An 18444-nucleotide genomic window follows, 5' to 3' on the forward strand; every position below is an offset into this window, starting at 1 on the left:
AGTCGATTTTCAATCTTCCATACTAGACAGCACGTTCAGACCAGAGTTTACTGCAGAATCGTTCAGATGATAAGATGATTTCCCGTCTGGCCGAGCCGATCGATTATTCGTGACGTGCCTGACTTCAGTATACTCACTCGCTGGGCTGGAATCGGACGTTCGTCGTCGCGGTACGGTGGTTCAAACACTACGATCATGACTCAATAGAGGAGTTCGTCTGCTCACTCCCGCTAGCATATTTCGTTTTCGATGCGCACGACCGCTACGCGGGGTCCACGTAATACAAGACCACTGACCTTGTTGAAATCCTCAGAGGAGATTAATTTCACACAACATGATGAATAGAGAGAATACATCTACTGAGATATAGCACAGGAAAATCCCTCAAATGACAAGAATAATAGACTCTGCTGTTAGTACTGAGTTTAACTTATAAGAATCGTTGGACGGCCCAAACGATAACGGCGGCGATGATGAGCATGACGCCGATCCCCGAAGTTGCTGGTTCTGGGAAGACAAAGAGAATAATACCAGCGATAAGCAATAATCCCACGAGTCCGAGGCCAGCTATGTTACTGTTACGCACCATAGTTGCCATATTTTGCCGGTAAATATATGCATTTTGGCGGAGTGTTGATGTGTTGTCCATATTCCAACGGCGATGCACGAGTCCGAGTTTCCGGCTGTGACCGCTCGGTGGATGGCGGATACGCTTGAGATTGAGCGGCCAACTGCGCATCGACGGCTCGAAGGGTTGCAGGAGGATGGCGCGGTGGAGCGGGGGAAGTTGAGCCCGCGAGTGGTTATTTGGTGGATTCCAGAGAAAGAGTGAAGAGATTCCCCGAGTTACGAATTACGTCGAAAGACGTAGTGGCAGACAGGACACTTTCGTTTAAGTTCATCGATCACGCAATCACTTGTATTACCGGTCCATCCACAGTCAGGACATTGAGTGAGGCCAGTACTCATTCATTTCACAATGATCCCCTGTACCAACTACTTTGGGGAAGCAAGAGGTGTCGTGATTCGACGACCGAATCGACGGGAATGTCTACGAGGGCACAAGTATATTTGGATATATTTGTAGAATTGTAATAGTTCAGGTCTAAGGCTGGATAGAGGCGTTCTCTTCCTCGATAATACCTGTGTGAGCCAATACCTATCCGTGATCCTATGGTTGGAATAGTAACATGAATAAGAGAGCCTAAGGTTGGATGAGTAACAGGAATCAGGATAGCACGGGAAAGTCCAGTTTTCGGTCGTGTGAAGCCGTGGAAGGCTGTATTTATGATTTCGATCCAGCCTTAGGATTCTAAGGCTGAATCTTACGGGTAGAAACCAGCCCTAAGCAATTCTATGCAATTTCAAAGCCGTCAAATGCCGATCTGTACCCCCAAATTCTTCCAAAGTAATAGGGGGGTACAAACAAATGGAACGAGGATCGACAGTGATGGGAATGCCATGAGAGCAAGACGTTACTGAAGAGCTGTATTTTCACTATTTGAGGAAAACGGCTGGACAGTAAACCACTGATGACGATCGCCCTCGATAACGGAGACAGTCATTTAACTGCTGGACGTATCGAAAAGGGGATTCTTGTTAAGCGGTTGCCGGAGGGGGCAGCAAGCGACGAATTCTCAGCTGAACCAATCAGGCTGGGGGGGAACGGGATTCAGTGCCGAAGTGAAGGACAATGCTATCGCTGTCAACACCACACTCTCGAAAGTCATCACGACGCATGGCCCGACTCTCGACTTTGGGTCACGAGAACATGCCGAGGCGTACACAAGTCAGTTGTCGGCAGGCGATGGGCCACTGCGAATTCAGGCCGCACCGGCAAATGACCCACGTGCTGTTGATGCCTATGTTCTTGCCGACCACATCCGTCGATTACGGAATCTATTGAAACAGATAGAGGATGTGGAAATTCGATGTTGGTGCGAATCTCTGCGGGGCGCTAGGGGCCTATTGTGGCAGGCGCGTCGAAACCCCACGCGCTTTACTACTTTGTTCGGCAGGATCTCTCGATGGTGGTGAGTTAGGGGCTGAGCTGACGAGTGATCTGAGAGAGTACGAGCGATAACCATCGCTTTGGCATCCTCCCCCGCTAAAGGGGCGAGGCTTCATACTCGGCCAGAAATACGCCGGTGATGAACGCAACCACAGCACCTGCTCCCATCGCTGGCCAGCGAGCTAGATCGGTCGCGAGTGCTATTTGAAGCATCATTTGCGCGAGTACAATCCCCACCAGGGCAATGAACACGCGGGTTGCTGAACGATCCAGCGATGTATCTGGGTGTAGATTCTCTAATCGTCTCATGGTCCCTTCGTTGGTTGTAAGAATCGGGTGGTTCACTCATATTCCGTGGCCACATAGTGAAAGTAAAACTCCAGTTGGGGTGTTACTAGACAGTTCTCGTCGGAAGATTGGTGATAGGTGTAACCCAGTTACATGTGCAGCCAATTAGCTTGTGAGTCACGTCGTCGATGGCGACGACGTAGTGGTGGTCTGTGGGGTTCTCGTGGCTCTTACTGGTGACTTTGATTATTTCAGAGGGAGCAACATAGCCGATGAATCTTCGGACCCTGTGCATTCTATGCGTTCTGTCCCCTTCTCGCCGTCCGAAGGTTGATAGCTACCCACATACTTTGTTTATTCACGGATTCAAATGCCGACGACGAAGCAAAGCTGTGACCGATGTGGCGCCCAAATCACCGATAGTGACCCTCACGTTTGGTTAACGCTCCAAAGTGTGAATTTGGGGTATGAACCACTGGATGATGAGCACATCGTTTGTGAGAGTTGCTATGAGGCTTACCGAAACTTCATCAGTCAACCGGCACAGCAAGATAGACAAAAATAACCAGATCACTGAACTAGTCATCCTTGGAGTTTTCATATTTTTCCGGCCAGAACAAGACAGACGTGATTACTAGGTTTCTTAATAATGGTACAAAAACAGTGGGCAGCCGCATGACTCGGAGAATAAGATGGAAATGAATTCAAGGGAAATAGTCAGCCGCGACGAATTGCGTGAATACAACGCTCTCTCAGACTGATTCAGTTTTGGTGTACTACTCCTATCAATCACTGGTCTTCCGTCATCTTCGGCGATTGGTAACTCGACACACGATAGCCATACAATTAGTGAGTAACTAGTTTTCACAGGATGACTGATGATGAGTGTGTCGAATGGAGGTGCTTAGAATGTTATGAGCGATTCACTGCACCCGATGCACAGACCGTGACGTGCCCCCACTGTGGAACCACATTGAAGATTCCTGACGAAGCCTGGGACTATTACCAATCAAAGAGGGATCAGGAGTAGTACGATCCGAGTAGGAGCTTCGGAGTGCCGTTAGCTACGAACGAATTGCGAGATGCTGCAGAATGATGACACCGTTGGCAGATGAAAATCATAATTGGAGGGAAGGACCGGCTGGCTTACCCCGTTTCGTTTCCGGTGCCGGTCGTTGTGGTTGTTTCTGTTCCGGTTTCGGCCGCTGTCCCGGTCTGTGTTGTTGTCCCCTCCGTGGTAGTCTGCGTTGGCGTTGAAATGGACTCTCCTTCGCCAGGCGGGACGATCTTATAGACGAAGCCATTCCCACGAACACCGCCGGTATTACTTCCGAGGACGTACAATTCCCCGTTTTGATCACGCCCGAATGCAAGCACAAAGCGGTTGATCTCACCATTCTGACTTCCTTCAACGACCAGTTCCTCCATCGACCAGGGAGTTTCCTGTGATTGGGGTTGACCGCCGTCTTCCGTGGTCGTCTGATTCGTCTTGGTCGTCCCGTTTGTCGTCGTCGCAGGTGTTCCTTCGCCTGGCGTCGTTCCTGCTCCCGTCTGAGTTGGTGTTCCCTCGCCCGGTGTCGTCGTCTTATTACCCTGTTCGGACGGCCGCGCAATCCAGAGCTGACCCCGCGGCTCCTCGAACGATTGACTGTAATCACCGAACACGTACCCTCCTTGGAGGGAGCTGAGGGTGTTACCTTGGTACACATATCCGCCAGTCACCGAGATACCGACTGACTGTCCCTGGTACGTGTGTGGGTACTCGATAATTGGATCGATGAGCGGCTCTCCTCCGCGAACGTTCTGTGGCGTCCGGTCGGGGCACTGGTCGAACGGTTGGGCTGAATTTTGGGCGTTGAAACAGCTGGTCCCCTCTTTGACGTTCCAGCCGTAATTTCCACCCTTCTCGACGATGTCGACCTCCTCGAAGAGCGACTGTCCTACGTCTGCGGCAAAGAGTCGACCATCATTGAATGACATCCGCCACGGGTTGCGGAAGCCCCACGCCCACTGCTCGGGGAAACCTGTATTACCGACCAGCGGATTATCATCGGGAACACCGTACGGCCGGTTGTTCTCCCGTGTATCGACGTTGATGCGGAGGATACTTCCCTGTAAATTCTGTGTGATGTCCTGACCGTTCCCGCCTTCGTTTCGACGATACCAATCATCGACATGACCACTGTACGTGTCGTCTGCACCACCACCATCGCCGACTGTGACGTAGAGAAAGCCATCGGGACCGAATGCAATATCACCAGCGTTGTGGTTGAATTGTGGCTCGGGAATTTCGAGCAAAATGCGCTCTGAGTCGGGGTTAGCCTTGCTCAGATCCTGGGTCGCTCGGTACTCCGCGAGTACAAAGGTGTGGTCAGGCTCCTCTGGAATCCCCTCTCGATTCGGTGGGCCGGCCAGTTCTTGCGTTCGTGGCGGAGCGCTGTACCGGATATAGAACTTGCGATTGTTTTGGAAGTCGGGATGGAACGCAAGACCCAGTAGCCCACGTTCGTCGAACGTGCTGTCCTCCGGGCGCTCGAATCCACCCCGTGTCTCTGTCAGGTAGTAGAGCTTTTCTTGAATATCAAGGAACGGTTCATCTTGAAGACCATCCGGGCCATGCACGTAGATTTGGCCGTTCTGATCCACGATGAAGCGTCGGTTAGCATCCTCATTCGCGTACGTGAATCCAATCGGTTGTTGGAGCGGCGCTCCCGCTACTTGCTGAAGACCGATACTCGGGCCCTCCGGGATGAGCTGTGGTTCTTCTTGTTGCGTTGGCTGTTGTTGCTGTTGGCCAGCAAGCTGGATCTGGCCGCGCATCGAACTCGGGTGAACCTCGCAGTAATATTCGGCCATCTCTTCCGTCGCAGTGAACTCCAGTGTTTGCGTCGCGCCTTGTTCGGTGATAATTTCTGTCCGCTCAAGCTCCTCGCCGTTTGCGTCAAGGATGGCGATATTATGGGGTTGTCCGTCAACATTTTCCCACGTAATGGCGTATTGCTGTCCCGTTTGAAGCTGAAGCGTTGGATTCGTTTCCCCCTCGATAGAGGACGGCGCACGTCCTTGCCAACCAGCGACCGCGCCGCCCAGTTCGAATGACTGCGCTTGACCGACTGCGACCCCGCTAAACGCCAGCCCCACCCCTGCGCTCGTGACACGGAGAAACATTCGGCGTGAGTGAGAGGCGGCCTCCTCCTCACTTGGATGTTCTTTCGTCATTATTTTCCTCGGCCACCCTGCAACGACAATTGATATAAACCCGGTCAACCGTTCAGGTGAACAATTCGAATGAACATCTCCATGAAGATTTATCAGGGGACATTTCCATCACTGGGGGTTGTTATAGCGAACTCATCCTTCACCGTGGTTGGGGTACGTACTCACGTTGTTATTGTTACTCCGAGAAAAGGGGTCATTGCACTGTGGCAAAGATTTGACCGCTTTTTCGGAGAGAAGACTGAACGCGTCGACGCTAAATAGGTCGAATTAGTATTCTTCACCCTATTCGAAAGAAAGTTTGTCTGGCAATCGCCAACGTTCACTTCTTGCCCTCAGCGGCGAACTACCTTAGTATTGCGATCAGGCCAATGCGGTCAGTGCCCTTGATGACGATTGCTTCGCTGGGATCGTCCGGTCAATAGTTTAATTACGTCTTTAGAGTAGCTGACTACTCACAAGGGAACTTCCCAATCCAGCACAAACATCGCCAGTTCGTCGCGTCAATCTCACTCATAGCTAGCGTTTAGCCTCAAACATATAAATAATACTAAAATACTAATATATTGATATCGCTGTTCAATCTTAAGCGCCTTGTAGACAGCTTCGTCTAAGCGTCTCCGTAGCTCATCGCTGAAGTTCTGGACATGTTCGTCCTGTTGGACAACTTCTAATGAATCCCAATTCTTAGGCTCCGTTGCCGCGAAAAATTGAGTGAACTTCTCTCCGTCGTTTCCGTAAGCGACAACGACCACATGAGGTTTCGGCTTATTAATATTCTCGACAGGATGTTTCTCCTGCTCTTCATCAATTTCAGTCACGCTTACCCGATCAAACGTTGCCAATTCGACGCTGAATTCACCACCCCCAAGGCGTTGTACCAACCATTCTCGCTCCCATTCTTGAGGGTCACCAGTGTCAATATCAGTTCCGACTACGGTGTCGGTAGAGATTGACTCAATACGCCACCGCGTGAGTCGTGGCCCCTTCATTTCTCCAGATGTCCTTGTGCGAACATCACCTTCCTGAATGAGGTCACCTTCTCGAACGGGGATTTGACGCTGGAATGTCGATAAATATCTCTCCTGGATTTGTGTTTACCAATACCTCAACTCCTTCGATGGTTTGAACGACCATTGTTTGATTAGTATCTTCTCTGTTCATCATTATGCTATCACGACGTATAGGGATCCGAAATCAGTAAGCAATATTTAGCTCGTCACTCCGATTTGAATCGATGACGGATATCACCCATCAAGTGTGTCGGTCACGCATGTGGTGTAGCTACTGATTTCAGTCGTGATCCACCATCTAATCTACTTCTCATAAATGGTTCACTCTGTCGCCTGTTATCACCGCGCATTGATTTATTGCAACTGAATAAATACTATTCTGATAATCAAGTTTAACTTGGACAGCCCATCTAGCCGTTGAATTACATCACCTCAATAATGAGTAGAGCTTCAGAATCTTTTGACGGTTTAAATTGAACCCATCGAATTCTCGCCTTGTGCGAACAGAACTATTGTCAGGTTTCCTTGACCAGAATCACAAGTCAGTCGGTCATGTAAAGTCGGAAGAGCAGACTCGGTGAAGCTCCTTTTGTGATAACTGGATATTCACTGTTCGACCATTTCGTCTCGCGTCTGTTGATAAAGCATGATAGTTTTTATCCTCTTGATAATTTGATAGAAATACATCTTCAATTGCCAGTAAGTAAATTCACTATTTTTCTAGAAGCATTAGGTTCGGTAGCGACAAGAAGATTCATTCCTGGTTCAAGGGTTATAGTAGGCCGAATGATTGTTTTTCTGTTCATATTCACAACAATCATACTCCCCTTCGGTACTGCAATATCTTGAACGGCTTCCCCAGCAACGGGAGCGTTCTCAGTCACCTATATCTGCAATAGAACGATAATTTCTGTGAGTTCATTAACAGCATCTGGAAGGCTTCCTCCTGTAATTGCACTTACTGTTGCAAGTGCGCCAAGTCCTTCAGGAAATATCACCTTATCAACGAATTCGGCATACTGCTCTCGTGCACTAGGTGAATCAACCCGAAGTACAGTTCTTGTATCTTCCATCTTAGAAGCAATCAAACAGATTGCTAAATTAGAACCAAGATCATCGGTGAGACCACCAACGACATCAGTAGAGGCTAAATCGGCCCTCCCAAGGACTTCAGGGTCAACCGCATCACCTTGAAAAACTGCACTGAATCCGGCTTCAAGAAGCAATTCGCATCGTGTTTGATCTCGCTCAATAATGACTACATCATGTTCCAGTTTAGCTAGTTGTTCTCCAGTATAATAACCGACGTATCCTCCCCCAAAATCACTATTCGAAGGTTGTCATTCATCATGTGTCTTTCCCCACGCTTACAGTACTGTTTATATTGGCAAAAGATTCGACCTTTAACACTTCAAACGGAACCTGGTCATTTTGCAATGATTATCCAAACGGTATCCTTCTCGGTCAATGAGCAAATACTGAAAGATCCAGATCCAGTCTTTAATCAAACATATTTATCATAACAAATCCTGATTCAGCGGGGCATTATGGTCGCTGCACTTTCCATGAGTAATCGCTGGTCGGTGATATTTGAGAACGGCACTTGGCGTGCCATGGATAAAAAAAGTTGAAGCGGTGGTTAGTTCGACAGTTCCTTCCGTCCCGCTCTCACGCATGGCCAGCACGGGAAACCACCGAGACCGTTGCAGTCACAGTCCTCTGGTTCGACATCGTTGTCCTCCGAAGGGAACGCCTCAAGCGTCCGTCGTCAGTCGCGTTCTCGACTGTGGCCATGTGCTTCCAGTAAGCATTGCGGTGGATGTAATGCGGACACGTACAGACCATTAGTTCTTTGGTCACGTCGTCGATGGAGACGACGTAGTGGTGGTCTGCGGGGTTCTCGTGGCTCTCACTGGTGACTTCCACTTTGCCGGTGGCATCGACAGTGAAGGAGGGCACAAAACGGACATCGACAGGAGAAGGAGTTGCGGAGCAGGTTCACCACCAGCGACTTGACCACCATGTCGTTCCCATATCATCTCTCATTCCGGCCCTCCCGTGTCCCTGGATGCGGTTCCACGGACACTGACGCAACCTTCCGGGTCGGGATTTGTAGGCAGTAGCCTGAGTCGTATCTACACAGGTCTTCAGGAGTGGGAGGAGGTCACGGCGTCCGACTGAAACCACGTTTATTGAACTGGGACGCTACCGAAAGGTATAGCAAACGTTGTCAATGAGTTCTTGACTAGTGAGATCGCCTTCTTTGTACGCTCGATGAATCTCGTCAATAGTCGTTTCTAAGGCTTCGAGTGAAGATGCTGACATCGGTGTTCCCCCAAGAACCACTTCTTCCACGGTGGCGATAAAGTTACGGAAAACCGGAGATTCCCGCCTCGCCCGTTAGGGCGGTGTACAGCCAATCAGATGCTGTTCAACCGCCGACGATGGCACTGACGGAGTTCTAATGCGATCGTTAATGTGGCTGACTATGAGAGGGACGAAGAGCGGAACACGCTCCGTCTAGTAAGACTCATCCATCGCGACCGAGCTGTGTTCGATCCTCGGTCGGTCTTGCTATTGGGTATTCCAGCGGTCACCCGTCGGATTCAATTCATCCATGAAGCAACGTACCGCTACCGTTTCGATCACAAGCGCTGCTAGAGGTGCTACTAGTATACTGATCGAGAGGTTCTCGGGCATCCGAGTAGTACGTGTGACAGTGTGACACATGGAAAACTACGTCTTCGCTCAGTACAACATCGAACTATTGACGACGGAGAAAGCCCAGCAACGGGGAACCAGGCAGCTTGAGGCAGCCGCCGAAATGATTCAACGTTTGCCGACGCCGGACGTTCTTCTGGTAAACGAAATGGACGACAACTTCGTACAGGGATGGGAAAAGGTGCACAACGCGACAGCGTTCCTGGAAAACTATCTTCGCGAGCCGCAAGCCGCTACTCTCAAGGGCGTCGACTTCGAGGCATGGATTGCCCCACGGTGTAACACAGGTATCCCAAGCGGGATGGACATCGGCAAAGACGGAATCGGCGTCGAGCCGGGAACGGATGCGTATGCTCGAGACTGTTTCAGCTACGCCCCATATGCAGGGCGATACGCGATGACGCTGTACAGTAGGTTCCCGATCGATATCGCTAGCGTCCGCACTTTCCAGAGATTTCTCTGGGCCGACCTTCCCAACCACCGGATCCCGACCAATCCTGACCGTGACTTGTACCTCACCGCCGACGAATGTGAGCGGTTTCGACTCCCCGCAAAGACGGTGGTAGACGTGCCGATCAAGCTTCCCGACGGTAAAATCCATGCCGTAATCGCACATCCGTCACCGCCACTCGCAGACGACATGGACACCCTCAACGCCCCACGGTGTCACGATGAGATTCGCTTTTTAGGTGACTACGTCGCCGGTGCGGACTATCCGTACGACGACGATGGTCTCGAAGGCGGTCTGTCTACCGATGAGCGGTTCGTCATACTCGGCGACTTGAACACCGAACCCGGTGACACGGTGACCGATGACGCGGTCACACGCTACTTGCTCGATAATTCACAAGTGATCGCCACGACGCCGTCCAGTCCTGGAGGGAGTGAGCACGGAGCACCTTACGCGACCAGCAACCTCTCCCGTGGGCCCACGCGAGCCGATTACGTCCTCCCATCGACGGATTTTACGATCCACTCATCTGGAATCGGCTGGCCAGCTAAAGATGAAAATCACCGAGCTGTGGCTGAACAAGCGTCCGATCATTTCCTGGTGTGGGTAGCCGTGAGTGAGTAGCTGTCTCGCCCATCAAAGACCAATTTTCGGTCTGCAGATCACCTCACTTGTTATGGGAGTGAGATCTACGAGCGGAATCCGTACGCGGATCCAATGCACGCTGGTGACCTGTCTGAGGTGGCGCCCGTGACAATTTGTATTGCCAGGTTCGATCCGTTACGTGACGGTGAGACGGGGTATGCAGAGCGGCTCGTCAATGGGGGGTTGCGATCCAGTATCGCAATTACGAGGCCATGATTCACGGCTTTCTGACGCAGCAGGGTATCGACCGGGCGCAGGACGCGATTGCGGCAGTGGGGCGTGATCTCGCGACCGCACTCTCGGTATCCTGATTCTTCTAACTGCAGTATCGGCAGCGAGCGGTACACAAACAGATGGATACAACAGCCGAGAACCGAGCTGTCCGCTGGGAGGGTGACATGCTACTCAATCTAGTGCTGTCTCAACAATTTGGAATAGCAATAAACCGGTTGCAGACTACTCTGCCTTCACTTCTTTCAGTCGAGCAAGGAGTTCTTCGATTGAGTCGTCGCCAGTGTATTCTACGTGACCTTCAAAGTTCGTCCGTTGATCGTCATTTTCTTCTCGCGACGTTCGTGCTCCTTTGCATCGAACGTTCCTATTGACATGGAATTACCTCCGTGATAGTTATAGGTTCTAAATGAATAAATGGCTATCGGACAAAAATCGGCGGCTAATCCATCCAATAACGCAAAATTCTAAGGGTTCAAGGATTGCAAACCATCGTCTCTGTATCCTTTTACGTCTTCTAGCCGAACCGCTTGAACCCCCATGACGAGCGAGATTACGGAGGAGCTTGGGTGGCCACGTCGGACAGCATATGAAGTTTTGAACGGGCCTGCGGACGATGGTGAGATTCGCAAGAAGCCAGAAGCGCGTCGGGTAATCCTTTGCATGAAGATACGTCTGAAACCACTGTGGTTAGAGGGTGAGTGAGTCAGTGATCACTCCTCGTCTTGCAGTGCAGCTACAATCGCTTCTAGCTCTGCTTTCCGGAAGGATTGGGGAGTTTGTTCCGGATTGTCATCGTCCAACTTGCCGATTTTCCAGAGGATACCAGCCCGCATCTGTGGCTTGGATGGCAAATTGTTTGTGTCGATATCGTAGTTCACGGTAGTACAGATTGCTGCAAGGGCTTCTTTGGTGAAGGCCGTCGATTCAACGCGTTCGTATCTCCCGACGGCCTGTCGAATTTCGTTTCGGAGTTCATTGACGGTTTGTGTCATAGAGGCACTGGTGATGGGAATTGTTGTGTAGGTTCTGGTTTCTCCTACAATGGGCTGGTCGTAAAATTCCGACCGTGAACACCGTATTCCGCTACTCTCCTGCAGTAAGCGATTGGAGTCAGAAACAGACTGAGTGATAAGAAGGGACTGTTTACAGAGGAATCGGGTGACGATGATATTCTTAGAGTGGGTCATGGGACCAAGTTTTCCGCTGTGACCGTTCGGTGGGTTGCAGACACGGTCGAGAATACCTAGCTACTTCTAAGTGGCGAATTATGACGAGGGTCGGTCTTTCTGTGTCGACCTCCAGTTAGCAAAAGGGCTGCAAGGAGTAATAGGACAGCTGCTGGTGCAATGATCAGTCCAATGCTGAACAACCCAAGCAGTGTCAGGACACCCAGTCCAATCGCAAGGAGCCAAATCGCCCAAAGAATGCCACGCAATACAACATATCCTGCGAGGAGAGAGATGACGAGCAGGACACCAGTCCAGAAGGCAAAGACTGGCGCGTTTGCTGCTCCGAGTGACGCATCCTCGTGACTGAATCGGATTCCAGTGACAGAGATGGAGAGGTATGGAATCACGAAGGTAAACAGCATGTAGAGTACGCCGAGAATACCAGCGATCATCGCACTCAAGCCGCTGATTTGCCCACCCTGTTCGAGTCGTGAGGGACGGTTGTTCATACGTACTATACGCTTGCAACTATCTAATACATTCTCACGAGATGGACTATGATGGTCGAATAAACCGATGTTAGTAGGTTATACTAACCCAAACGCCACTACCGCATCATCAGAGAGCGCGATACTTGTGGCCAGTATGCAGAGGAAACGACTGACGACGATATTCTGACGGCAATGCGCGAGTCAGAGTTTCCGGCGGTGACCGCTCGGTGGGTGGCGGATACGCTTGGGATCGAGCGGCCGTCTGCTCACCGGCGGCTTGAGGAGTTGCATGAGGATGGGAGGGTAGAGCGGGGGAAATTTAGTTCGCGAGTTGTCATCTGGTGGATTCCTGAGGAATAAGTACAATAGGTACAATAGGCACTTTAGTTAGCGATTGTCGGCTTTTCACGTCTCTGTTTTCAGCTTAGTTTAGAATTGATTGTGTAGAGCGGTTATCTTTCACGTCTATTATACGTAATTAGTCGAAGGCAAGAGAATAGCAGCGTTTTCGTGCATCGGCAAATGAGAAGCGTGAGCCGACGAGATCGTGTTCTTCGAGTCGAGTGAGTGCATAGCGAACCGTGCGTGGCGGGAGCAAAGTTTCATCGGTGAGTTCAGCCTGCGTGAGCGCATCGTCGTTGTATTCGAGGACTTTCGCAACCAGTTTCGCACTTGGTGGAAGCTCGGAAAGCACGTCAGTCGGTGATTTTGTTTGTGGATCGTCTGTGTCTTCTGGAGCTTGAACACGTTGTTGCATTAGACACCAAATGTGACTAGCTACTCAAGACACCTTTGATATGGCAGAGATGTCTGTCGGGTCGAAACTGATCTCCCACGGATACCGTTCGGGTTGAGTGTGAATGGGAATGCGAGGGATGGGATTCGAACCCATAGACGCCTACGCGAGCGGGTCTTAAGCCCACCGCCGTTGGCCTGGCTTGGCAACGCTCGCGCGTCAATCGATTACTTCGTTCAGAATAAGTGGTTTTCTAATCGTGGGAGGGCATTAAGAGATGGCTTTGTACCGGGAGCAGTATCAACAGCATAACGAGTGAGATCGCGGAGGAGCTTGAGTGGCCACGCCAGACGGCATATGAGGTTTTGAACAGGCTTGCCGAAGAGGGGGAGATTCGCAAGAAGAAGCCAGAATCGCGTCGGGTGATCTGGATTCGGACAGAATAGCAGTCGCTCTGACTCTGTTGAAACCCGCAGTAACCGATTACGATCCGCTTGCTCTGATCCGGTACTCGAAAAGAAACAGCACCAACACAGTCACGACGAAGGCAACCGGCATGAACTGAAGTTGTGTGAGCGGATCTGGTGGGGTGAGCATTGCGCTCGCTACCGTCGTCACAATGCCGCCAACCGCGAGTATCTCTGCGATCCGTTCACGACGCGTCTGTGGGACAGCCCGTTCGTGCGAGCGCCGATAGAAGAGGAGATAGTACACCCCAATCGGAAGGAAAACCACTGTGCCAATGGCCCAGAACAGCGCCGATGAACTTCCACGAGCAGTGGCATCAGCGTATATCCAGTAGCCGAGGGACACCCAACCAACCGCGAACAGAACGAGCATGAGATAATATTCGAGATACACTGTCGGCGGCACGGGCATGACTACTGGGTGTGGTCTTATCATGAGCTTTCTGCTGAATCATATAGTACATTAACAACGTAGCAAACTCGGTATAACGACGATTCGACGGGCAAAGGCGGTTAGGGAATCGGCGTTCCCTGCTGTGACCGCTCGGTGGGTCGCAGATACGGTTGGGATGGAGCTGCGACCAGTGCATCAGCGACTCGAAGCCCTTCATGAACAGGGCGAGTTAGAACGTGGGAAGTTGAGCCCACGGGTTGTTATTTGGTGGATTTCAGAAGAATAGTGTTCGGGTCTAATGGATTTTTCTGTGTAGCTCTATTTCACGCTGAACCACATTAGCGAGAATACATTCAGTCAATTGTGTGAGGAGATACAGATTCAGTCGCTTGAAAGGTGAAATCAGAGGGCATGCGACAAAGAAATTCATTATAGGAATTGTAATAGTGGAGGTGATCTTAGCTTTAGTCGGCTCTAAAGAGGTAGTAGCGTAGACAACACAAACGACAACCATTCTGATAAAGGAATTAAAAGATGAGATAAGATTTCCTGCCGTAATTGGTTCTCTCGTCGTGATAGCTCTATTGTTTATTCTATATTTTCCGGACCAACATGTTGTCTTTTTAATATTTGAGGTTCTGATCGGACTAATTGTGATTTTAAGTGTCTTTCGTAGCTTTCCACGATACAAGTAAGTACGGCAGTTGTATCGGCGTCTATCGGCTACAAGCTAACAGGAGGGGAAGAGGTCCTACTGGCCACCGCGTCTGTGGTCGGAGCGGAACACCAAGATCCCGTGATTGCTCGAGAGCCACGTCGGGTTCGCAAAAACGGGGGAAGGTTTCTTAGTCAGGGATGCAAATTGCCTATGTAATGAGTATCTTAGCAAGTGACTTCACGGATCTGACAAAAACCGCCGATGAAAAAGAGCGGTTAGGTGACGCGCTTGCTGGCGAAGCAAGCGAGCTTGACGTAGATTCTGTTGCTGCGGTTCGGGAGCTACGGGAACGCGAATGAGGTATTTTGTCGATACGAATATTTTCATTGCAGCACTCACAGACGAACCAAACTGAGGAGAGGTTGCAGTCGGCTTTCTGAATCACGAGGCAGACTTCTACATTTCGCTTCTGAATGTGATGGAGTTACGGAATGCTCTCGGGAAAAAAGGAACTCAAAACAAGATCGTGTTGCCGAATTAGAACGACGGGTTACATCCCAGGTTGAAATTATCGTCCCGGATGCATCCGACATGCTTGCCGCAAATAAACGACACCAGGAAATACTGCTCTATCCGATGGACTGTCTTATTTTAGCGTGTGCCGAGAGCCAAGACACGACATTAGTCTGGTTTGACAAGGAATTCATAAAGCAGGAGCACGCTCACCGGAAGAAATTATCGACGATTCGTAGATAACGTTATCGAAGTACCCTCGGTGACGTATTTTCTCCAGTAGGAATCGACTCACAGTGGGAAATCCGTCACCGCAATGACGGTGCATTCTCGAACTTCTGAAGCGTCTCTTGCAGAGCTTCGCTAAAGAACTCGAGACCATCCGTTCGGTCGGAGCGAACGTTCCACTTGATACTATCATCGCCCATCGGGAGTTCGACGTCAAACGTCGCCCACGCGCAGCAATGTGACTCCTTCCACGACGCCTTTGTGACTGCCGCGTATGCCTCTAGGCTACGGTCAAACACGAATGTGAACCCGTTTTCGTGTTCCTGAATGCTTTTGAGGTGTGGAAAAAGACTCTCCTCGACCCACTCTATCTGCTGTTCGGTTTGGTCTGGCGTGAGCGTACACGTAATCTCCGTCAAATCCTCTTCAATCGATTTGTCAAGCGGTGTCTCGTCGAGCTGTTCGTCGCTACCAATATCAGGTGAGTTTGTCATACTTCACCGTTACTTTGAGAGTCAAAGTTATTATACTGTTAAGTCCGAAGTATCGAACGAACTGCGGTGAACAACAGCTATGACGAACAATCCGGAAAGACCCGCTAAAACAGCAGATTCGACTGGTGACACAGCCACCTGTTACTGTCCCATAGGCGGTGTCATGGAGCTACTCAGTCGCCGCTACGCGATGCAGTTAATCTGTGTCGTTGGCGCGATTGGGCCAGTCAGATACAACGAAATCGAAGACACGTTCGGGGACGCGAGTAGCTCAACGCTGTCGTCACGACTCGAGGACCTAGCCGAGGCGGGATACCTCTCTCGAGAACAGTATGCAGAAATCCCTCCTCGCGTGGAGTATAAACTGACGGAAAAGGGTGAGCAACTCTGTCACCGACTCGAACCCCTTCTCGAATGGGTCGAAGAACACGAAGAACAGTAATAGCACTCAGGACTGCCGACGAAACCACTTCGCAAGGCCTGCACTCGTGGTCATTTCGACAATGCCGAAGACGACCGCTGGAAGTGTTGCTGACGTCGGAAAACCAGCACCAACGAGTAGGGCGGCGGCAACGGCGAAGTCACGCATGCCAACCGAGAGGGTCGCGGCGATACGCTCACCCCGAGTGAACTTCCGGCTGACGAGCCATCCGGCTACGTAGCCACCACTATTGAGGACAAGTGCACCGACTATCACGAGAAGTAATACCGTGCCGCTATCGCGAACGAGCGATGCGTTGGCGGCAGTGACGATGCCGATAATGAGAATCACCATCAGGCCCGCTATCGACGAATAAATCTCGTCATGCGCTCCAATGCGATCAGGCCACTGAGAGCGAGCTGCGACGGCGAGACTCATTGGAAGCACAACGGCGAGTGTCAGTTGTGTGATGATAATTGTTGGATCGACTGCAACGGACCCACCCAAGAAGAGCGTGACAACTCCAGGGACGAGCATCAACGTCCCAAATCCAACCACAAGAAGGACAACCGTCGCAAGTACGGTATCACCCCCGCTCAGTTCGGTCATTGTTGGCGTGACGAGTTCGGGCGTCACTGCACCCAACACAACGAACCCGGCCGTGAGTGCGGGTGACAAACCAAGCCCCTGAGCGATACCGAATGCAAGCAGCGGCATCCCGGTCTGGACGATGAGAATCGTAACGAGCGTTTGTCTACGAAGCTCTCGGAATCGGTCGGGTGCAAGCGTCAGTGAGACTGAACCGATCATGACCGCGAGAATCAGCGTTGATAGTGGTGTGAGAACAGCTATTGATGGAAGAGCGAACCCGATGCCAACCGAGAGAAGCACCCAAATCAACAGATAGTCATCAACGAGGGCCGCGATTCGAGGGAGGGTGCTATGAACCATCAATGAGGGTAGTTTGTCTACACACGGTTTGTGAGTTGGTATTCTGTGCGCGTTCGAATCGGCGTGCCCATCGTGGCCGAGTCATCTTGGCATCGTACCGTACTCCTCAAAGTCACCATTGAGTATGCGATATTCCATTGCTGGAAGTCCTCTGTTGCCACTCGTCAGGGATCACAATTGGAGTGACCATAGTGAAATCTGCGTTCCGGACAATCGTCACTGGTAGTGTGTTTCGAGGTAGTCGATGATATCGTCGCTCTCGTACATTGTCACACCACGCTAGTGATCAACGAGAAACAGGATTTGATCCTTTCCACCGAGTGTTTGGAGTTCGTTGTGTGTCTGTTCATTGCGTATTTCGCCCGCAGCAGTACGCGGATTGTGGATAACATACAAGACGCCGAGGTCAGTGAGGGATTCGCGAACCTTCTGTGAGTACCCGCAGTCTTTCGCTTGATAGAGTTCGAGCATCGGTGATCAGGCGAGAGTTAGGCTTCAACCGAGATGTGGTCGTCAACCGCTTTTACAATCAGGTCCATATCCACCTCAGCACCGTGAACGATTTTATCCCAAATCGTCTCCTCATCGACCGTCACGATGAATACACCACCATGACCTGGAATGAGCGTTACACCATCCAGATGCTGGCCGAATTCGTCCAAGAGTCTGGTTTGGGTCGCAATCGCTCGGTCGAGCAACCCACATGGGACACAGTATTCGATTTCGATTGCGGTCATCACTCTCATTCTTGGGTTGACACCGCTGTAAAGCTAGGACAAGGTATTCTGACCTAGTTAGCGCGAACTAACTGCTTGTTACTCAATCGGCGGCAGTCGGTGACTCTCTGGTCTGTATCACTGCATCCCGATCCAGTGCCCAGCCAAGCAAACCGCCGTACACTACGTGAAGAACGAGCGTGGCAACTGCAATTTTAGGGGTAATTGCAATTCCAAACACTCCCCAGCCGAGGAACGGAAGGAACGTGAGTTGCATCACTGCCCAGAGTACGACGCCGAGGCCAAGCCCCTTCCAAATCGTTACCGGCTGAGTAACCCGTGCAAGAACAGCACCAAAGAAACCACCGTATCCGAGATGGAGCCCGACCACCAGCACCAGTAGCACTGGTTTCGGAAGACCACTCCCGAAGAGAGTGGCAACTACTGCTTTTGGGATTGGTTCTGGCATCGGAGACGCCCCAGTCACCGTTGCCACTAACATAAAGAGTGACATTAGAATCGTCGCACCAATTCCATAGCCGAAGCCATGTGTCAATCTCTGTTGGGTCACGTTCAGAGAAACCGAGAGAAACCAAATAAGCCTAGGACAAGCCTCAGCTAACGGAC

At 50.9% G+C, this 18444-nt stretch carries 22 protein-coding genes, 1 tRNA gene and 3 pseudogenes; 9 read left to right on the forward strand and 17 right to left on the reverse strand.

Annotated elements, in window-relative coordinates:
* Positions 1 to 430 precede the first annotated feature (430 nt).
* Positions 431 to 649 carry a hypothetical protein gene (locus tag LIW51_RS21785; protein WP_227377133.1) on the reverse strand — a complete coding sequence of 73 codons (219 nt, stop codon included), beginning with the start codon at positions 647 to 649 and terminating at the stop codon, positions 431 to 433.
* Positions 650 to 661: 12 nt separating this feature from the next.
* Here LIW51_RS21785 and LIW51_RS21790 point away from each other — a divergent pair, with 12 nt between their 5' ends.
* Entirely contained in the window at positions 662 to 832 is a 171-nt protein-coding gene (locus tag LIW51_RS21790; RefSeq protein WP_227377135.1) for a hypothetical protein, read from the forward strand.
* 851 nt (positions 833 to 1683) lie between these two features.
* Entirely contained in the window at positions 1684 to 2037 is a 354-nt protein-coding gene (locus LIW51_RS40480; RefSeq protein WP_497007395.1) for a DUF8081 domain-containing protein, read from the forward strand.
* A 1408-nt stretch (positions 2038 to 3445) separates the two neighbouring features.
* Here LIW51_RS40480 and LIW51_RS21795 read toward each other — a convergent pair.
* From LIW51_RS21795 to LIW51_RS21810, 5 genes and pseudogenes are all read right to left on the reverse strand, one after another.
* Positions 3446 to 5518: a PQQ-dependent sugar dehydrogenase gene (locus LIW51_RS21795; protein ID WP_227377136.1), complete on the reverse strand. Its 2073-nt coding sequence runs from the start codon at positions 5516 to 5518 to the stop codon at positions 3446 to 3448.
* Positions 5519 to 6024: 506 nt separating this feature from the next.
* The gene (locus tag LIW51_RS21800) at positions 6025 to 6507 is read right to left on the reverse strand and encodes a hypothetical protein (RefSeq protein ID WP_227377137.1); all 483 of its coding nucleotides are present in this window, start codon (positions 6505 to 6507) and stop codon (positions 6025 to 6027) included.
* Positions 6508 to 7217: 710 nt separating this feature from the next.
* Positions 7218 to 7412, reverse strand: coding sequence for a TrkA C-terminal domain-containing protein (locus LIW51_RS39365; protein ID WP_368411809.1), 195 nt, complete (start codon positions 7410 to 7412; stop codon positions 7218 to 7220).
* A pseudogene (locus tag LIW51_RS21805) lies at positions 7413 to 7835 on the reverse strand (potassium channel family protein); the annotation flags it as partial.
* Positions 7836 to 8196: 361 nt separating this feature from the next.
* Entirely contained in the window at positions 8197 to 8487 is a 291-nt protein-coding gene (locus LIW51_RS21810; protein WP_227377138.1) for a hypothetical protein, read from the reverse strand.
* 769 nt (positions 8488 to 9256) lie between these two features.
* Here LIW51_RS21810 and LIW51_RS21815 point away from each other — a divergent pair.
* Complete coding sequence (locus LIW51_RS21815) at positions 9257 to 10324, forward strand: endonuclease/exonuclease/phosphatase family protein (RefSeq protein WP_227377140.1); 1068 nt, start codon at positions 9257 to 9259, stop codon at positions 10322 to 10324.
* 51 nt (positions 10325 to 10375) lie between these two features.
* A pseudogene (locus LIW51_RS39370) lies at positions 10376 to 10656 on the forward strand (alpha/beta hydrolase fold domain-containing protein); the annotation flags it as partial.
* Positions 10657 to 10801: 145 nt separating this feature from the next.
* Here the strand turns inward: LIW51_RS39370 and LIW51_RS39375 are convergent.
* The 3 genes and pseudogenes from LIW51_RS39375 to LIW51_RS21835 form a co-directional block, all read right to left on the reverse strand.
* Positions 10802 to 10867 (reverse strand): annotated as a pseudogene (locus tag LIW51_RS39375) (hypothetical protein); the annotation flags it as partial.
* A gap of 422 nt (positions 10868 to 11289) precedes the next feature.
* Positions 11290 to 11571, reverse strand: coding sequence for a hypothetical protein (locus LIW51_RS21830; protein ID WP_227377141.1), 282 nt, complete (start codon positions 11569 to 11571; stop codon positions 11290 to 11292).
* 251 nt (positions 11572 to 11822) lie between these two features.
* A complete protein-coding gene (locus tag LIW51_RS21835; protein WP_227377142.1) occupies positions 11823 to 12257 on the reverse strand; it encodes a hypothetical protein in 435 nt (144 codons plus the stop codon).
* Positions 12258 to 12422: 165 nt separating this feature from the next.
* Between LIW51_RS21835 and LIW51_RS40010 the strand changes: the two genes are divergently transcribed.
* Positions 12423 to 12599, forward strand: a complete 177-nt coding sequence (locus LIW51_RS40010) for a hypothetical protein (RefSeq protein WP_255767555.1) — start codon at positions 12423 to 12425, stop codon at positions 12597 to 12599.
* 118 nt (positions 12600 to 12717) lie between these two features.
* Here the strand turns inward: LIW51_RS40010 and LIW51_RS21845 are convergent, their stop codons facing one another.
* Positions 12718 to 12996, reverse strand: coding sequence for a helix-turn-helix transcriptional regulator (locus LIW51_RS21845; protein WP_227377144.1), 279 nt, complete (start codon positions 12994 to 12996; stop codon positions 12718 to 12720).
* Positions 12997 to 13106: 110 nt separating this feature from the next.
* A tRNA-Leu gene (locus tag LIW51_RS21850) sits at positions 13107 to 13191 on the reverse strand.
* A gap of 104 nt (positions 13192 to 13295) precedes the next feature.
* Between LIW51_RS21850 and LIW51_RS21855 the strand changes: the two genes are divergently transcribed.
* Positions 13296 to 13421 carry a hypothetical protein gene (locus LIW51_RS21855; protein ID WP_227378316.1) on the forward strand — a complete coding sequence of 42 codons (126 nt, stop codon included), beginning with the start codon at positions 13296 to 13298 and terminating at the stop codon, positions 13419 to 13421.
* Positions 13422 to 13458: 37 nt separating this feature from the next.
* Here the strand turns inward: LIW51_RS21855 and LIW51_RS21860 are convergent, their stop codons facing one another.
* Entirely contained in the window at positions 13459 to 13878 is a 420-nt protein-coding gene (locus LIW51_RS21860) for a hypothetical protein (protein ID WP_227377145.1), read from the reverse strand.
* A gap of 831 nt (positions 13879 to 14709) precedes the next feature.
* Between LIW51_RS21860 and LIW51_RS21865 the strand changes: the two genes are divergently transcribed.
* Both LIW51_RS21865 and LIW51_RS39380 read left to right on the forward strand, forming a co-directional pair.
* The gene (locus LIW51_RS21865; protein WP_227377146.1) at positions 14710 to 14853 is read left to right on the forward strand and encodes a hypothetical protein; all 144 of its coding nucleotides are present in this window, start codon (positions 14710 to 14712) and stop codon (positions 14851 to 14853) included.
* The gene (locus LIW51_RS39380; protein WP_227377147.1) at positions 14819 to 15250 is read left to right on the forward strand and encodes a PIN domain-containing protein; all 432 of its coding nucleotides are present in this window, start codon (positions 14819 to 14821) and stop codon (positions 15248 to 15250) included. Before LIW51_RS21865 ends, LIW51_RS39380 begins: the two co-directional genes overlap by 35 nt.
* 65 nt (positions 15251 to 15315) lie before the next feature.
* Here LIW51_RS39380 and LIW51_RS21875 read toward each other — a convergent pair whose 3' ends face one another.
* Positions 15316 to 15729 carry a hypothetical protein gene (locus LIW51_RS21875; RefSeq protein ID WP_227377148.1) on the reverse strand — a complete coding sequence of 138 codons (414 nt, stop codon included), beginning with the start codon at positions 15727 to 15729 and terminating at the stop codon, positions 15316 to 15318.
* A gap of 163 nt (positions 15730 to 15892) precedes the next feature.
* On the opposite strand from LIW51_RS21875, the gene LIW51_RS21880 reads away from it, so the two are divergent.
* Entirely contained in the window at positions 15893 to 16171 is a 279-nt protein-coding gene (locus tag LIW51_RS21880; RefSeq protein WP_227377149.1) for a winged helix-turn-helix transcriptional regulator, read from the forward strand.
* Positions 16172 to 16177: 6 nt separating this feature from the next.
* Here LIW51_RS21880 and LIW51_RS21885 read toward each other — a convergent pair whose 3' ends face one another.
* The 4 genes from LIW51_RS21885 to LIW51_RS21900 all read right to left on the reverse strand — a co-directional run bounded on the left by LIW51_RS21885 (position 16178) and on the right by LIW51_RS21900 (position 18388).
* Complete coding sequence (locus LIW51_RS21885) at positions 16178 to 17101, reverse strand: bile acid:sodium symporter family protein (protein ID WP_227377150.1); 924 nt, start codon at positions 17099 to 17101, stop codon at positions 16178 to 16180.
* A gap of 279 nt (positions 17102 to 17380) precedes the next feature.
* Positions 17381 to 17572: a thioredoxin domain-containing protein gene (locus LIW51_RS21890; RefSeq protein WP_227377152.1), complete on the reverse strand. Its 192-nt coding sequence runs from the start codon at positions 17570 to 17572 to the stop codon at positions 17381 to 17383.
* Between the two features lie 17 nt (positions 17573 to 17589).
* Positions 17590 to 17838 carry an Rdx family protein gene (locus LIW51_RS21895; protein WP_227377153.1) on the reverse strand — a complete coding sequence of 83 codons (249 nt, stop codon included), beginning with the start codon at positions 17836 to 17838 and terminating at the stop codon, positions 17590 to 17592.
* An 82-nt stretch (positions 17839 to 17920) separates the two neighbouring features.
* Entirely contained in the window at positions 17921 to 18388 is a 468-nt protein-coding gene (locus LIW51_RS21900) for a DUF6789 family protein (RefSeq protein ID WP_227377155.1), read from the reverse strand.
* Between the last annotated feature and the right edge of the window lie 56 nt (positions 18389 to 18444).

Origin of the sequence: Haladaptatus halobius, assembly GCF_020618475.1 — an archaeon.
GTDB classification, from domain to species: domain Archaea; phylum Halobacteriota; class Halobacteria; order Halobacteriales; family Haladaptataceae; genus Haladaptatus; species Haladaptatus halobius.

Coding starts and splice junctions, on each gene's coding strand:
- LIW51_RS21790 (WP_227377135.1), top strand. CDS start 662: ATGCACGAGTCCGAGTTTCCGGCTGTGACCGCTCGGTGGATGGCGGAT.
- LIW51_RS21880 (WP_227377149.1), top strand. CDS start 15,893: ATGGAGCTACTCAGTCGCCGCTACGCGATGCAGTTAATCTGTGTCGTT.
- LIW51_RS21830 (WP_227377141.1), bottom strand. CDS start 11,571: ATGACACAAACCGTCAATGAACTCCGAAACGAAATTCGACAGGCCGTC.
- LIW51_RS21885 (WP_227377150.1), bottom strand. CDS start 17,101: ATGGTTCATAGCACCCTCCCTCGAATCGCGGCCCTCGTTGATGACTAT.
- LIW51_RS21800 (WP_227377137.1), bottom strand. CDS start 6,507: ATGAAGGGGCCACGACTCACGCGGTGGCGTATTGAGTCAATCTCTACC.
- LIW51_RS21815 (WP_227377140.1), top strand. CDS start 9,257: ATGGAAAACTACGTCTTCGCTCAGTACAACATCGAACTATTGACGACG.
- LIW51_RS21890 (WP_227377152.1), bottom strand. CDS start 17,572: ATGCTCGAACTCTATCAAGCGAAAGACTGCGGGTACTCACAGAAGGTT.
- LIW51_RS21875 (WP_227377148.1), bottom strand. CDS start 15,729: ATGACAAACTCACCTGATATTGGTAGCGACGAACAGCTCGACGAGACA.
- LIW51_RS21895 (WP_227377153.1), bottom strand. CDS start 17,838: ATGACCGCAATCGAAATCGAATACTGTGTCCCATGTGGGTTGCTCGAC.
- LIW51_RS21795 (WP_227377136.1), bottom strand. CDS start 5,518: ATGACGAAAGAACATCCAAGTGAGGAGGAGGCCGCCTCTCACTCACGC.
- LIW51_RS21845 (WP_227377144.1), bottom strand. CDS start 12,996: ATGCAACAACGTGTTCAAGCTCCAGAAGACACAGACGATCCACAAACA.
- LIW51_RS21835 (WP_227377142.1), bottom strand. CDS start 12,257: ATGAACAACCGTCCCTCACGACTCGAACAGGGTGGGCAAATCAGCGGC.
- LIW51_RS21860 (WP_227377145.1), bottom strand. CDS start 13,878: ATGATAAGACCACACCCAGTAGTCATGCCCGTGCCGCCGACAGTGTAT.
- LIW51_RS21865 (WP_227377146.1), top strand. CDS start 14,710: ATGAGTATCTTAGCAAGTGACTTCACGGATCTGACAAAAACCGCCGAT.
- LIW51_RS21785 (WP_227377133.1), bottom strand. CDS start 649: ATGGACAACACATCAACACTCCGCCAAAATGCATATATTTACCGGCAA.